Origin of the sequence: Nocardioides coralli, from assembly GCF_019880385.1 — a bacterium.
Lineage (GTDB): Bacteria > Actinomycetota > Actinomycetes > Propionibacteriales > Nocardioidaceae > Nocardioides > Nocardioides coralli.
Genome location: NZ_CP082273.1, coordinates 2,783,427 through 2,796,294, shown reverse-complemented (window position 1 = coordinate 2,796,294; position 12,868 = coordinate 2,783,427). Strand labels below are relative to the sequence as shown.

The window sequence follows — 12,868 nt, the reverse complement described above, 5'->3', positions numbered from 1 at the left end:
TCAGCCCGCGGCCTTCACGGCCGCGACGAACGAGTCCGCCACCCGCTCCACCTCGGCGGGGGTCAGCCCGTTGTGGAACGGGAGCCGCACCAGACGGGTGCTGACGTCCTTCGACACCGGGCAGTCCGTCGACCTGGCCGCGAACATCCGGCCACCGTCGGAGTCGTGGAGCGTCACGTAGTGGAAGGTGGTCGCGATCCCGTCCTCGCGCATCGCGCCCATCACCTGGGGCCGCATGCCGGCGTCGGGCAGGAGCGCGTAGAAGAGGTGGTAGGCGGGCTGGAAGCCTTCCGGCACGATCGGCAAGCGGATGCCGAGCTCGGCCGCCGGCCCGGCCAGGGCGGCGAGGTAGCCCTCGAAGACCGCCCGACGTCGGGACTGGATCGTCTCGGCCTCCTCGAGCTGGCCGCACAGGTAGCCCGCCAGCACGTCGGAGATGCCGAAGGACGAGCCGTTGTCGCGCCAGGAGTACTTGTCGACCTGGCCGAGGAAGAAGGCCTGCCGGTCGGTGCCCTTGTCGTAGAGGACCCGCGCCCGGTTGACGTCGGCCCGGTCGTTGAGCAGCAGTGCGCCGCCCTCGCCACAGACGAAGTTCTTGGTCTCGTGGAAGGAGAGGCTGGCGAACCTGCCCATCCCGCCCAGCGGCTCGTCGTGGTGGGAGCCGAAGAGGCCGTGGGCGGCGTCCTCGACGACCACCACGTCGGGCCGGTCGGCCAGCACCTTGCGGATGCCGGTCATGTCGCACGCGACGCCGGCGTAGTGGACGACCACCACGGCCCGGACGCTGTCGTCGAGCAGCTCGGCGAGGTGGGCGGGGTCGATGCCGAGCGTCTCCGGCTCGATGTCGGCGAACAGGATCCGCGCACCCTGGCGGGCGAAGGCGAGCGCGCTGCTGGTGAAGGTGAAGGAGGGCACGACCACCGTGTCCTCGGGCCCGAGGTCGAGCAGCATCGCGCTGAGCTCGAGGGCCGACGTGCACGACGTGGTCAGCAGCACCTCCTCGGCCCCGGTGGCCTGCTGCAGCAGCTCCCCGGCCCGCTTCGAGAAGGGCCCACCGGAGGAGGTGTGGCCGCTGCGCATGGCCTCGGCCACGTAGTCGAGCTCGCGGCCGACGAGCTGGGGCTTGTTGAAGGGGATCTCGCTCATGTGTCCTTCCGGGTGCGCCAGGGGAGCTCCCGACCGAGCAGGTCGGCGAGCGCGTCGTCGCTGTCGCGGTAGTGGTCGCGCAGCTCGGCCTCGAGCGCGCGGTCGAGGGGTTCGGCGGTGCTGCTCGCGTTGACCGGACCGCCTCCGGTGTCCGGCCGTACGCCGGCATCGACGCCGAGCCACGTGAAGAGGTCGCCCACCACCCGGTCGGTGTCGTCGACCAGCTCCTCGAGGAACTGGACGTGGACGTCGAAGCGCTCGGTCCACCGCGCCAGGTCGGCCACGTAGCGACCCCGGGTGACGTAGGCGAACGGCGAGACCGAGGACGCGGCCCGGTCCCACTCCTGCTGGCCGGCCATGTCGGCCCGGAGCGCCTCCGCGAGCGGCCGGGTCTCCACGCCGTGGTCGCGACTGAAGCTCCAGTTGGACACCGCCCGGGCCACGGGGTCGCGGAGCTGCACGACGATCTGGGGACTCCCCAGGGTGGCGGCGACCCGGTCGGGCGCCTCCGGGGACTCGAGGTAGGAGGTGCTCTTCTCCCCGAGCAGCGACTCGCCGTCGACGTGACCGAAGAACTCCGCGCGATAGGCGTCGGCGCCCGGCGGGTCCTCCCGCAGGAACACCTTCGGCTCGGGCCTCGCCGGCCGGGCCATCGCGATCTCGGGGTGACCGGCCAGCAGCTCGTGGAGCCAGGTGGTGCCGCAGCGCTGCGCCCCGGCGACCAGGAAGTGACGCGTCACCGGCCCACCCGCTGCACGACGTGGAACCACTCGTCGGTGCTGACGGTGTTGAGGGTGCGCACGACGTACTCGCCGATCATCGACAGCAGCGCGATGATGAAGCCGGCGAACAGCGAGAGCAGCACCATCAGCGACGTCCAGCCGGGCACGACGGAGTCGGTGGCCAGGCCCCGCACCACGAGGAACCCGCCCAGCAGGAAGCTGAGGCCGGAGATCGTGAAGCCGAGGACCGCGGCGGCGCGCAGCGGCCAGGAGCTGTAGCTGAACAGGATGGTCACGACCAGCCGCAGGATCCGGACGAGGTTGTAGTTGCTCTTGCCGACCGGCCGCGGCTCGTGGCGCACCAGCGCGTTGGCGCGGGCGCCGGAGTACATGAGGGCCTGCCCGGTGATGTAGGGGTAGGCCGTGCGCGAGGCGACGATGCGGTCGACGACGTCGCGCCGCAGGATCCGGAAGTTGCTGACCACGAGGTCGGCGGGCTGGCCGAAGATCCGTCGGTTGATCATGCCGATGAGCTTGCTGCCGATCCGGCGGAAGCCGGCGGCCTTCTTCTGGTCGAACTTGCCGAAGACCACGTCGTGGCCGGCCATCGCGGCGTCGATGAGCACCAGCGCCTGGTCGGGCGGGTTCTGCAGGTCGTCGTCCATCGTGATCACGTAGTCGCCGCTGGCCTCGGTCAGGCCGGCCATGTTGGCGTAGTGCTGCCCGTAGTTGCGCATGAGGTCGAGGGCGACCACCTCGGGGTGCTGCGCCGCGCGCTCCGAGATCACCGACCAGCTGTCGTCGGGGCTGCCGTCGTTGACCAGGATCACCTCGAAGCGCAGCCCCGCCTCGCGGAACACGCTGACGACACGGTCGACGGTCTCGCCGACGATCCCGGCGCTGTTGTAGACCGGGATCACGATGGAATAGGTGAAGCTCCCACGGTCGAGCTGGGCCGTCATGGCACCGGATCGTGTCACAACCCCCACCACGGTCGTTACGCAGCGCCACCGATCACGCGCTCCAGGCGGGCGATGCGCTCCGGCCCGATCCGGTTGTCGACGTACCACACCATGTCGTAGGTCTGCCCGACGTAGACGTAGTGCTCCCGGATGACCGGCCGCGCCCAGTCGTACCAGGTGGGCTCGTCCATCGTGACGAAGGTCGGCCGTTCGACGGCGATCCGCTCCGCCAGCCCCTGGAGGCCGCGGGGGAGGTCGTCGTCGAGGTACTCGTTGAGCCCGTCGATGAACATCTGGTGCCGGATCGGGTTGCGGAGCTGGCCGAACACCAGCGGCTGCGGCGCCCCGATCGACAGCACCGTCACGTCGGGGCCGGCGGCGGCCAGCGCGGCGTCGATCTCGGCCCGCATCGGACCGAGCTCCGCGGGTCGGGTCACCCAGCTCGACACGCCGGATGAGACCAGCAGCACCAGGGTGTACGTCGCCACGACCGTGGTCGCGAGCCACCGCGGCCGCGAGCGCACCAGGCGGTGGAGCAGGCCGCCGAGTCCGAGCGCGGCCAGCGGCAGCATGACCACCGCGTCCGCCCAGCCGTTGAACACGCGGACCGACCACAGGAGGATCGCCACGGTGGCACCGGAGAGCGAGAGCACGGCCCACCAGCGCGGGTCGGAGCGCTCCCGACGGAGCAGCTGCACGACCCCGAGGACGAGCATGGCGACCAGGCCCGCGATCACCAGCCACAGCGACTGCCCGAACCCCTCGACCATCTCCTCCGGGCGTCCCGTGACGAACTCGGCGAGACCGGTCTGGTCGGTCCAGCCGGCGTTGATGAAGTAGAAGCCGTCGAGGAACTGCCGCAGTGCGCCGGCTCCCCAGAAGTAGGACGTGATCACGGCTGTCGGGATCAGCCCGCCGACCGCGAAGCGCACCAGCGCGGCCGGGGCCTGCCGCCACGTCAGCCCGAGGACCGCGACGACGACCGCGGCGGTCCCCACGAAGAACGACGGCTGCCAGGTCAGGGTGGCGAGGGCGGTCGCGGCACCGGCGAGAGCCCAGCGGCGGTGGGTGGTCGCGAGCAGCGCGCAGACCACCAGCAGCAGCATCGTCGTCTTCTCGCGCGGTCCGCCGCCGGCGTACGTCACGAAACCCTGGAAGGAGAGCAGGCTCGCGGCGGTGGCCGCGCCCGCCAGCCGGGAGGCGAAGGCGTCGCGGCCCAGCAGGTAGATCAGCCACACCGCGATCGCCGAGAGCACGAGCATCAGCACCCGCATCGTCAGCAGGTCGTCGGTGCCGACCAGCCGGGCGAACGCCACGCCGGCACCCGGCACCATGTGGGCCAGCGGCCCGGCGCGGTTGAGGACGCTGACGTAGGGCGGGACGCCCTCGGCGAACTGCTGCGCGCTGTAGGAGTACAGGGCCAGGTCGCGGGTGAGGACGCCGCCGAAGCCGTGCAGCAGGAAGATCACCACGCCGGCGGCGGCGAGCAGGGGTCCCCACGGGTCGATGCGCAGCCGGCTGCCGAGACCGCGCACAGCCCCGGAGCGTTGCTGGTGCATGACCCTCAGCCTAGGGCTCCGTGGTGAACGCGCGACGACCTCATCCCAGGTCGAGGTCGACGACGACGGGGGCGTGGTCGGAGGCCCCGGTCCCGGCGCGCTCGTCGCGGTCGACGAAGGCACCCGTCGTCGCGGCGGCCACCGCGGGCGAGCCGAGGACGAAGTCGATGCGCATCCCCCGGTTCCGCTCGAACCGCTGCCGGTAGTAGTCCCAGTAGGTGTAGACGCCCGGACCCGGGGTGTGGGGCCGAGCCACGTCCACCCAGCCTGCGTCGAGGAACGCCTGGAAGGCCGAGCGCTCCGGCGGCGTGACGTGGGTGTCCCTGGCGAAGGCGGCCATGTCGTAGACGTCGTCGTCCTGCGGGGCGATGTTCCAGTCGCCGACCAGTGCGGTGGGCGTGCCCAGCCAGGCGGTCGCCGCCTCGCGCAGCCGGGAGAGCCAGTCGAGCTTGTAGACGTAGTGGGGGTCGTCGACCTTGCGGCCGTTGGGCACGTAGAGCGACCACACCCGCAGGCCTCCGCACGTCGCGGCCAGCGCCCGGGCCTCGGCAGCGGGCGGCTCGCCCCAGCCCGGCATCCCCGGGAAGCCCGCGGTGACGTCGTCCAGGCCGACCCGGCTGATGACCGCGACGCCGTTCCACTGGTCGTGGCCGACCGCCGCCACCTCGTAGCCCAGCGACTGCAGCCCCATCAGCGGGAGCTGCTCCTCGCGTGCCTTGGTCTCCTGCAGCGCGAGGACGTCGATGTCGTGGCGTTGCAGCAGGGCCTCGACCCGGTCGATGCGCGAGCGGAGGGAGTTGACGTTCCAGGTGGCGAGCCGCACGCGGCGACCCTACTGAGCGCGTGTGCGGCGCTTGGCGCTCAGTGCCTCGTCCACCTGCCGCCGGGTGGACTTGTCCACGTCGACGTGGAGCCAGGCCCGCCACGAGTGGAACCGTCCGACCGGGACGTAGTCGGGCTCGAGGGGCTTGAAGAGCTGCGGCATGGGGCCGGGGACGGTGAAGAGCACCTCGGCCTCCTGCTCGCGCACCCAGGAGACGTACGCCGTCAGACCACCGGGCCAGGTGTCGTCGATCCACCGCTGGATGGCGGGGCTGAAGAGCTGATAGGGGCTGATGCTGCGGCGGCCGGTCAGGGCGAGCGGCTGGGGGACCCCCACCGTCATCACGCTCGCCTCGGGGAGGGGTGAGAGGACCTTCTCGGCCTGGTTGCGGCCACCGAGGATCGTGCTCTTGGCGGTCCCGACCATCTCGAGCGCGGTCGTGACGAGAGCCGCGAGCACGAAGCCCGCCACCCCGACGGCCAGCGCGGTGCGTGGGACCTTCCACCCGGACACCGCGTGGGCCAGCAGGGCCGCGCCGTTGCCGAGGCCGACCGCGGCGACCGTCAGGACCAGCAGGGAGTCCGGCGCGGCGTTGAAGGCGTAGAAGCTCCACGCCACCGCGCCTACGGTGGCGGCGCCGGTGGCCACGGCCCCGGCCCGTGCGTCGGCGAGGGGGGTGCCGGCGACCGGCCGGAGCACCAGCACCACCAGCGCCACGACGACGGAGAGCACCAGCCCGCCCAGGAGCAGCCACAGGGTCCAGCCGAACCAGTGCTGCATCCCGGCCGAGACGGCCGGGAGGTGGCGCAGCAGCGGTGGCTGGCTGGTGTAGCCCGCGTTGGCGCGCCAGAAGCCGTCGAGGAAGTCCGAGAGCGCCCCCGCCGCCACGAAGTAGAGGACGGTCGCCGTCAGGGTCGCGAGGCCGCCCAGGGCGAAGCGGCCCAGGGCGAGGACGCGGCCGCGCCACCCGCCGTCGGCGGTCAGGCCCATGACGAGGGCGGCCAGGGCGAGCGCGAACAGCACCGGTTGCCACGTCAGCGTCGCCAGTGCCGTGGCGACACCGGCGAGGAGCATCCGGCGTTGCACGACCAGCATCAGCGCCAGGGCCATGAACACGACCATCGGCTGCTTGCTGTCGGGGCCGGAGGTCGAGAAGTGCGCCCACAGGGGGAAGCTGACCATCGCCGCGGCGCCGACACTCCCGCCCAGGCGGGACCCGAACACGGTCCGGACCGTGACGTAGACCAGCACCGGGGTCAGGGCGGCCAGCGCGAAGTAGAGCACCCGGGCTCCGGTGACGTCCTCGGCGCCGACCCACCGGCCGAGGGAGACGCCCAGCCCGGGCAGCAGGTGCGCCAGAGGTCCGGCACGGTTCCAGACGGCGACGTACGGCGGCTCGCCGTCGGCCACCGCCTGGCCCGCCTGGATGTAGAGCGCGACGTCGCGCGTGACCCCGTTGGTGAAACCGTGGCCGATCCAGGTCACGACGGGGGCCAGCAGCCACAGGGGGACGAGGGGGTCGAGGCCGAGGCGTCGCGGACGGGGCTCGGTGGCGACGCCGGGGGGCGGGGTGGCGGTGCTGGTCGACATGGTGGTCGAAGAATCGCACGGAGCGACCGCCACGGTGGAAATGACGGGCCATGTCGCGGTCGTCCCACCGGCGGGGGGTCCCTAGGCTGGCCGGGTGAGCGTCCCCGACCGTGCCGACATCCTCCGGGCCCACGAGCTCATCGGGAGTCGCGTGCGACGGACGCCGGTGGTGGAGGCGCTCGGGGTGACGCTCAAGCTCGAGCTGCTCCAGCACGCGGGATCCTTCAAGCCGCGCGGCGCGTTCGCCACGGTGCTGGCCGAGCCGGAGCAGCCCGCTCGGCTGGTGGCCGCCAGCGGCGGCAACCACGGCCTGGCGGTCGCGCACGTCGGCGCCACCCTGGGCATCCCCACCGACGTCTTCGTGCCCGACATCGCCTCCCCGGTGAAGGTGGCGGCGATCCGCGAGCGGGGCGCCACGGTCCACCAGCAGGGTGCCGACTACGCCGCCGCGCTCGAGGCGAGCCGTGACGCGGCAGCCGAGCCCGGGGTGCTGGCGATCCACGCCTACGACGGCCCGTTCACGCTGCCGGGGCAGGGCACCGTCGCGCTGGAGCTCGAGCAGCAGGCACCGGACCTGGACACCGTGGTGGTCGCGGTCGGGGGCGGGGGGCTGATCGGCGGCATCGCCGCGTGGTACGCCGGCAGCGGTGTCCGCGTCGTGGCTGTCGAGCCGGAGGGCTGCCCGTCGATGCACGACGCCCTCGCCGCCGGGCGACCGCTCCGCGCGCCGGTGGGTGGTGTGGCCGCCGACGCGCTCGGTGCGTCCCAGGTGGGCGAGCGCGGGTTCGCGGCGTGCCGGGCAGCGCAGGTGCAGTCGGTGCTGGTCCCGGACGAGGCGATCCTCGGGGCCCGGCGCCGCCTGTGGTCAGAGCTGCGGGTGGTGGCCGAGCCGGCGGGTGCCACGGCGCTCGCGGCCGTGGTCACCGGGCAGGTCGAGGGGGACCGGATCGGCGTGGTGGTCTGTGGTGGCAACACCGATCCCGGAGACCTCGCCCGCGGCCCCTCTGGCGATTCCATGACGGGTCGCGACCGCCCGTAGACTGCCCGCCCGTGGCTCTCACGATCGGCATCGTCGGACTCCCCAATGCCGGGAAGTCGACCCTCTTCAACGCCCTGACCAAGAACGACGTGCTCGCGGCGAACTACCCGTTCGCCACCATCGAGCCCAACGTCGGGGTGGTCGGGGTGCCCGACGAGCGGCTGCCCCGCCTGGCCGAGCTCTTCGAGAGCGCCCGGGTGCTGCCCGCCACGGTGGAGTTCGTCGACATCGCCGGGATCGTTGCCGGCGCCTCGCAGGGGGAGGGCCTGGGCAACAAGTTCCTCTCCCACATCCGCGAGTCGGCCGCCATCTGCCAGGTGACGCGGGTGTTCCGCGACGAGGACGTCACCCACGTCGACGGCAAGGTCGACCCGGCCAGCGACATCTCCACGATCCAGACCGAGATGATCCTCGCCGACCTCCAGACGGTCGAGAAGGCGATCCCCCGGCTGGAGAAGGAGGCCAAGGGCAAGAAGGACCTGCTGCCGATGGTGGCCGCCGCCAAGGAGGCCCAGGAGGCACTCGAGGCGGGTACGCCGGTGATCGCGACCGACATCGACCGGGCGCTGCTGCGCGAGCTCTCGCTGCTCACCGCCAAGCCCTACCTCTACGTCTTCAACTGCGACGCCGACGAGCTGGCCGACGAGGACCTCAAGCAGCGGATGCGCGAGCTGGTGGCCCCGGCCGAGGCGATCTTCCTCGACGCCAAGTTCGAGGCCGAGCTGGTCGAGCTCGACGACGACGAGGAGGCCCGCGAGATGCTTGCCGAGATGGGCGTCGACGAGCCCGGCCTCGACCAGCTGGCGCGCGTCGGCTTCGACACCCTCGGGCTGCAGACCTACCTCACTGCCGGCCCCAAGGAGTCGCGCGCCTGGACGATCCGCAAGGGCGCGACCGCCCCCGAGGCCGCCGGCGTGATCCACACCGACTTCCAGAAGGGCTTCATCAAGGCCGAGGTCATCTCCTTCGACGACCTCGTCGCCGCGGGCTCCATGCTGAAGGCCAAGGAGGCCGGCAAGGTCCGGATGGAGGGCAAGGACTACGTCATGCAGGACGGCGACGTGGTGGAGTTCCGCTTCAACGTGTGAGTGGGCCGTCCGGGCCGCCGGCGGCCAGCTGCTCGACCAGGATGTCGCCGTGGCCGGCGTGTCGGGCGAGCTCGGCGATCACGTGCAGGTAGACGTACCGCAGGCTGACCGGCCCCTCGTGCCAGGGGAACCGCTCGTCGAGATCGTGCGCCTCGGCCACCACCCGCGAGTGCGCGCAGGCGGTGAGGAACGCGGTCCGCACGGCGTCCACCGTGTCCTCGCTCCCCAGTACGAAGCTGTCGTCGACGGTGGCCGGCAGGCCCAGCTCGGCACGCGGCACGCCCGCCACGCGGGAGTGGAACCACACCTGCTCCACGAACGTGGCGTGCTTGACCAGTCCCAGCGGGGTCGTCAGCGAGGGGACCAGCCGGGCGCGGGCTGCGGTGTCGTCGACCTGGTCGAGGAGGCGGGCGATCTCGTCTCGCTGGGCGTCCAGCATCCCGTCGAGCAGCACCCGCTCACCGGCCACCACGCTCTTCACGGACCACAGGCTAGGTGCCGGGCCCGAGCTGCGTGGACGCGGGAGCAAGCGTGCGCGTCACGCCTTGACGGCGGTCGCGTCCATCTCGACGAGCAGCTCGGGCCAGGCCAGGGTGGCCACGCCCAGCAGGGTGCTGGCCGGCCGGCAGCCGGCCCGCGCGAGCCGGCCGACCACGTCGACGGCCTCGTCCGCCTCCCAGTAGGTCTCGATGTCGGTGGTGTAGTAGTTCAGCCGCACGACGTCGGCCAGCTCGTAGCCCGCCGCGTGCAGCACGGTCTCCAGGTTGTCCAGCGTCTGCTCGATCTGGGCCTTCATGTCGCCGGCGTGCACCGGGCGGCCCTCGGCGTCCATGGAGGCGATGCCCGAGACGTGGAGGGTCCGGTGGCTTCCGACGACCTCGTTGGCCTGGACGTAGCCGAGCTCGTCCTGCCAGGTCCAGGGGTTGACGGCGTTGCGGTGCATGTCGGTCAGTCCTCTCGTGATGGGTGGCCCGTGACGTCGAGGCCGTGGTTGAACAGGTCGTCGGGGTCGAGGAGTGCCTTGAGTGCCGCCAGCCGCTCGTAGGCGCCGGGGACGGTCCCGCGGGCGACGCCGTGGCGGCGGTCCCCGCCCTCGACGTAGTTGAGGTAGTGCCCACCGGTGAGGTCGGGCGCGATCCGCGCGGTGAGGTCGTGGATCAGGGAACGCACCGCGGCCACGTCCGACGCCGTCTCCGTGACGCCGACGAGCTCGAGAAGGATCGCGGCGTCCCGGTTGCCGAAGGCCGCCGGCTGTGACGTGCCCCGGGCGAGGGCACCACCGGCGTGGCGCAGCTCGGTCTGCACGAGCAGCGGTGGCCGGTCCGGCGGGAACGTCCCCGAGACGAGCGCGTCGATCGTGTCGTCACCGAGCGACCCCAACCACAGGCCGGTGCCCTCGTAGGGGACCGGCTCGAGCGGGTCCTGGCTGATCTCGGCGATCCGGTCGAAGGGGAGCGGCCCCCACTCGTCGACGTCCGGCTGGCGCCACTCACGCCAGTGCGCCAGCAGGCGTTCGCCGTCCTCGGTCGGGCCCTTGAAGGCGCCCCGCACGAGGACGTACGCCGCTCCACGCAGCTCCTCGGGGACGTCCTCGAGGTCCGGGAAGTTCACGAGCGTCACCGCGGAGGTGAGGTCCTCGGGGACGGTGGGGATCCAGTCACGCCAGCGCTGCATGACCTCGTGGGCCATCGTCGCCGGGTAGTAGAGGCTGCCGCCGTAGACCTCCGCGACCGGGTAGAGCCGGATCTCCATCGCGGTGACGACGCCGAGGTGGCCGGCCCCCGCCCCGCGCAGTGCCCAGAAGAGCTCGGCGTTCTCGTCGGGGGTGACGCGCAGGAGCTCACCCTCGGCGGTCACGAGCTCGAAGGCGAGGACGCTGTCGGCCGAGGTGCCGTACTTGCGCGCCAGCCACCCGAGCCCGCCGCCGAGGGTGTAGCCGACAGCGGAGACGTCGGGGGTCGACCCGAGCAGAGGTGCGAGGCCGTGCGGGGTGACCACGTCGAGCACGGCCTGCCACTTGGCGCCGCCGGCGATCCGCGCGGTCCGGCGCTCCGGATCGACGCGGACGTCCGCCAGGCGGGCGAGGTTCAGCAGGATCGCGTCGCACGCCGCCCGCGCGGGCCCGTGCCCGGCCGACTGGATCGCGAGGGAGACGCCGTGGCGCCGGGCGGCCTCGACGACGGCCACCACGCCGCCGGTCGACGTCGGCACGGCCACGGCGACCGGGTGGTGCTCGACCGCGAGGTTCCAGGTCGTGCGCCAGGTGTCGTAGCCGGCGTCGTCGGGGGTGAAGAGCTCCAGGTCCGGGTGGACCCGCAGGTCGGCGAGCCACACATCGGTGGCGGGGGAGGTGCTGGTGGTGGTCGGTGCGGTCATCGTCGTGCCTCTCGTGGACAGACCGACTAGTTGGTCTGAAGAGACGAAGATAGAGACCGACTAGTTGGTCTGTCAAGAGGTAGAGTGGCCTCATGGCCACCCCCACCGCCCGCGACAAGATCCTCGAGGCCGCCCACGACCTGGTGTTCGAGGTGGGCTTCACCGGGACGACCGTCGACGCGATCCTCGCCGCGACGGGGACGTCCAAGGGCGCGTTCTTCCACCACTTCCCGACCAAGGGGGCGCTCGGGAAGGCGCTGATCGAGCGGTACGCCGAGCTCGACGCCGCGGTGCTCGACCAGTACATGACGCGCGCCGAGGAGCTGACCGACGACCCCGCCGAGCAGCTGCTCGAGTTCCTCCGCGGCTTCGAGGCCGACATCGAGGCCGGGCTGATCACGCAGCCCGGCTGCCTGTTTGCCTCCTACCTCTACGAGCGGATCCCGGAGGAGGCGGAGTCGGACCGGGTGATCCTGGCTGCCATCGCGCTGTGGCGGGGACGGATCCTCGAGAAGCTCGAGCAGGCCGTCGCCGTGCGGCCGCCGGCGGTCGATGTCGACCTCGAGTCGCTGGCCGACCACGTGTGGGCGGTGTTCGAGGGCGGGTTCATCCTCGGCCGGGCCGTCGGCGACCAGATCCGGCTGCGCGACCAGCTGCGCCAGCTGCGCACCTACCTGACGCTGCTGCTCGGTGTCGAGGCGTCAGCAGGGGAGAGCCCCTGAGGCGCCCCCGGGGGTGCGGACCGCGCGACCCCACGCCTGACCGCGGCGGCTCAGGTGTGCGTCCCCACGTTGACGACGCGGCCGCTCGCGTCGCGGTAGAAGAAGCGGGTGACGCCCCACGGCTCGCTCGTCAGGGGATGCACGACCTCGACGCCGGCGTCGAGCGCTGCAGCGTGGGCGGCCTCCACGTCGTCGACGAAGACGGAGACGTCGGGGTTCACCGGCGCCGTCGCGTCCCGGGTCATCAGGCCGAGCTGGTGCCCCTCGGAGTCGGCGAGGAAGGCGACCCACCCCAGGTCCATCACGAGGTCGAGGCCCAGCACGGCACGGTGCTGACGCACGGCGGTGGGGAGGTCGTCGGTGGTGAGGACGGGCGCGACTCGCTCGATGTTCACGCCTTCCAGCCGAGCACGCGTCGCTCGGACCTGCAACCCCCCGGTGCTCGCTTCGGCCCGTCAGTGGGCGCCGGCGATGTTGAGGCCGACCACGCCCACGACGATGAGGGCCAGGGAGAGCGCCTTGACCCAGCCGAGCTGCTCGCCGAGGAACAGGTAGCCGATCACTGCCACCAGGGCCGTGCCGAGCCCTGACCAGACCGCATAGGCGACGGACACCGGGAGCGTGCGGACGACGAGCGCCAGCAGCCAGATGGACACCGCGTAGCCGCCGAGCACCACGGCGGTCCAGGTCGGGTTGGTGAATCCCTCGGCCCGGGGGAGGAGCGCGGTCGACATCACCTCCACGGCGATGGCGGCGAGGAGGAGGAGCACGGCGACGAGCATGATCGGGTCCCTTCTGTAGCAGTCGCTACATCTCCAATGTAGCACTCGCTACACTGGCC

General features: G+C 72.0%; 14 protein-coding genes. 3 read left to right on the top strand and 11 right to left on the bottom strand.

Features of this window, described 5'->3' with window-relative positions; translation table 11 throughout:
- The 6 genes from rffA to K6T13_RS13625 are packed head-to-tail and all read right to left on the bottom strand — an operon-like array spanning position 1 to position 6,802.
- Entirely contained in the window at positions 1–1,146 is a 1,146-nt protein-coding gene (rffA, locus tag K6T13_RS13650; RefSeq protein WP_222895097.1) for a dTDP-4-amino-4,6-dideoxygalactose transaminase, read from the bottom strand.
- Entirely contained in the window at positions 1,143–1,886 is a 744-nt protein-coding gene (locus K6T13_RS13645; protein ID WP_222895096.1) for a sulfotransferase family protein, read from the bottom strand. The genes rffA and K6T13_RS13645 overlap by 4 nt, the downstream gene beginning before the upstream one ends.
- Positions 1,883–2,830: a glycosyltransferase family 2 protein gene (locus K6T13_RS13640; protein WP_222895095.1), complete on the bottom strand. Its 948-nt coding sequence runs from the start codon at positions 2,828–2,830 to the stop codon at positions 1,883–1,885. Before K6T13_RS13640 ends, K6T13_RS13645 begins: the two co-directional genes overlap by 4 nt.
- Before the next feature lie 35 nt (positions 2,831–2,865).
- Complete coding sequence (locus tag K6T13_RS13635; RefSeq protein WP_222895094.1) at positions 2,866–4,389, bottom strand: glycosyltransferase family 39 protein; 1,524 nt, start codon at positions 4,387–4,389, stop codon at positions 2,866–2,868.
- 40 nt (positions 4,390–4,429) lie between these two features.
- Positions 4,430–5,212: an exodeoxyribonuclease III gene (locus K6T13_RS13630; RefSeq protein ID WP_222895093.1), complete on the bottom strand. Its 783-nt coding sequence runs from the start codon at positions 5,210–5,212 to the stop codon at positions 4,430–4,432.
- A 9-nt stretch (positions 5,213–5,221) separates the two neighbouring features.
- Complete coding sequence (locus K6T13_RS13625; protein WP_222895092.1) at positions 5,222–6,802, bottom strand: hypothetical protein; 1,581 nt, start codon at positions 6,800–6,802, stop codon at positions 5,222–5,224.
- A 94-nt stretch (positions 6,803–6,896) separates the two neighbouring features.
- Between K6T13_RS13625 and K6T13_RS13620 the strand changes: the two genes are divergently transcribed.
- Complete coding sequence (locus K6T13_RS13620) at positions 6,897–7,841, top strand: serine/threonine dehydratase (protein WP_222895091.1); 945 nt, start codon at positions 6,897–6,899, stop codon at positions 7,839–7,841.
- An 11-nt stretch (positions 7,842–7,852) separates the two neighbouring features.
- Positions 7,853–8,929 (top strand): redox-regulated ATPase YchF, encoded by a 1,077-nt coding sequence (gene ychF, locus K6T13_RS13615; protein ID WP_222895090.1) that lies wholly within the window; start codon positions 7,853–7,855, stop codon positions 8,927–8,929.
- Here the strand turns inward: ychF and K6T13_RS13610 are convergent.
- From K6T13_RS13610 to K6T13_RS13600, 3 genes are read right to left on the bottom strand one after another with little or no spacing between them, the layout of a single operon-like run.
- Positions 8,919–9,410: a DinB family protein gene (locus K6T13_RS13610; protein WP_222895089.1), complete on the bottom strand. Its 492-nt coding sequence runs from the start codon at positions 9,408–9,410 to the stop codon at positions 8,919–8,921. The genes ychF and K6T13_RS13610 overlap by 11 nt on opposite strands.
- 57 nt (positions 9,411–9,467) lie before the next feature.
- Positions 9,468–9,872 carry a RidA family protein gene (locus K6T13_RS13605; RefSeq protein ID WP_222895088.1) on the bottom strand — a complete coding sequence of 135 codons (405 nt, stop codon included), beginning with the start codon at positions 9,870–9,872 and terminating at the stop codon, positions 9,468–9,470.
- A gap of 5 nt (positions 9,873–9,877) precedes the next feature.
- Positions 9,878–11,305: an FAD-binding oxidoreductase gene (locus K6T13_RS13600; RefSeq protein WP_222895087.1), complete on the bottom strand. Its 1,428-nt coding sequence runs from the start codon at positions 11,303–11,305 to the stop codon at positions 9,878–9,880.
- 92 nt (positions 11,306–11,397) lie between these two features.
- Here K6T13_RS13600 and K6T13_RS13595 point away from each other — a divergent pair, with 92 nt between their 5' ends.
- Positions 11,398–12,027 (top strand): TetR/AcrR family transcriptional regulator, encoded by a 630-nt coding sequence (locus K6T13_RS13595; protein ID WP_222895086.1) that lies wholly within the window; start codon positions 11,398–11,400, stop codon positions 12,025–12,027.
- Between the two features lie 50 nt (positions 12,028–12,077).
- On the opposite strand, the gene K6T13_RS13590 is transcribed toward K6T13_RS13595, so the two are convergent.
- On the bottom strand, positions 12,078–12,422 hold the full coding sequence (locus K6T13_RS13590) for a VOC family protein (protein ID WP_222895085.1): 345 nt from the start codon (positions 12,420–12,422) through the stop codon (positions 12,078–12,080).
- 60 nt (positions 12,423–12,482) lie between these two features.
- Positions 12,483–12,809, bottom strand: coding sequence for a DMT family transporter (locus tag K6T13_RS13585; protein ID WP_222895084.1), 327 nt, complete (start codon positions 12,807–12,809; stop codon positions 12,483–12,485).
- Between the last annotated feature and the right edge of the window lie 59 nt (positions 12,810–12,868).

Coding starts and splice junctions, on each gene's coding strand:
- K6T13_RS13625 (WP_222895092.1), bottom strand. CDS start 6,802: ATGTCGACCAGCACCGCCACCCCGCCCCCCGGCGTCGCCACCGAGCCC.
- K6T13_RS13640 (WP_222895095.1), bottom strand. CDS start 2,830: ATGACGGCCCAGCTCGACCGTGGGAGCTTCACCTATTCCATCGTGATC.
- K6T13_RS13600 (WP_222895087.1), bottom strand. CDS start 11,305: ATGACCGCACCGACCACCACCAGCACCTCCCCCGCCACCGATGTGTGG.
- K6T13_RS13605 (WP_222895088.1), bottom strand. CDS start 9,872: ATGCACCGCAACGCCGTCAACCCCTGGACCTGGCAGGACGAGCTCGGC.
- K6T13_RS13585 (WP_222895084.1), bottom strand. CDS start 12,809: ATGCTCGTCGCCGTGCTCCTCCTCCTCGCCGCCATCGCCGTGGAGGTG.
- rffA (WP_222895097.1), bottom strand. CDS start 1,146: ATGAGCGAGATCCCCTTCAACAAGCCCCAGCTCGTCGGCCGCGAGCTC.
- K6T13_RS13595 (WP_222895086.1), top strand. CDS start 11,398: ATGGCCACCCCCACCGCCCGCGACAAGATCCTCGAGGCCGCCCACGAC.
- K6T13_RS13635 (WP_222895094.1), bottom strand. CDS start 4,389: ATGCACCAGCAACGCTCCGGGGCTGTGCGCGGTCTCGGCAGCCGGCTG.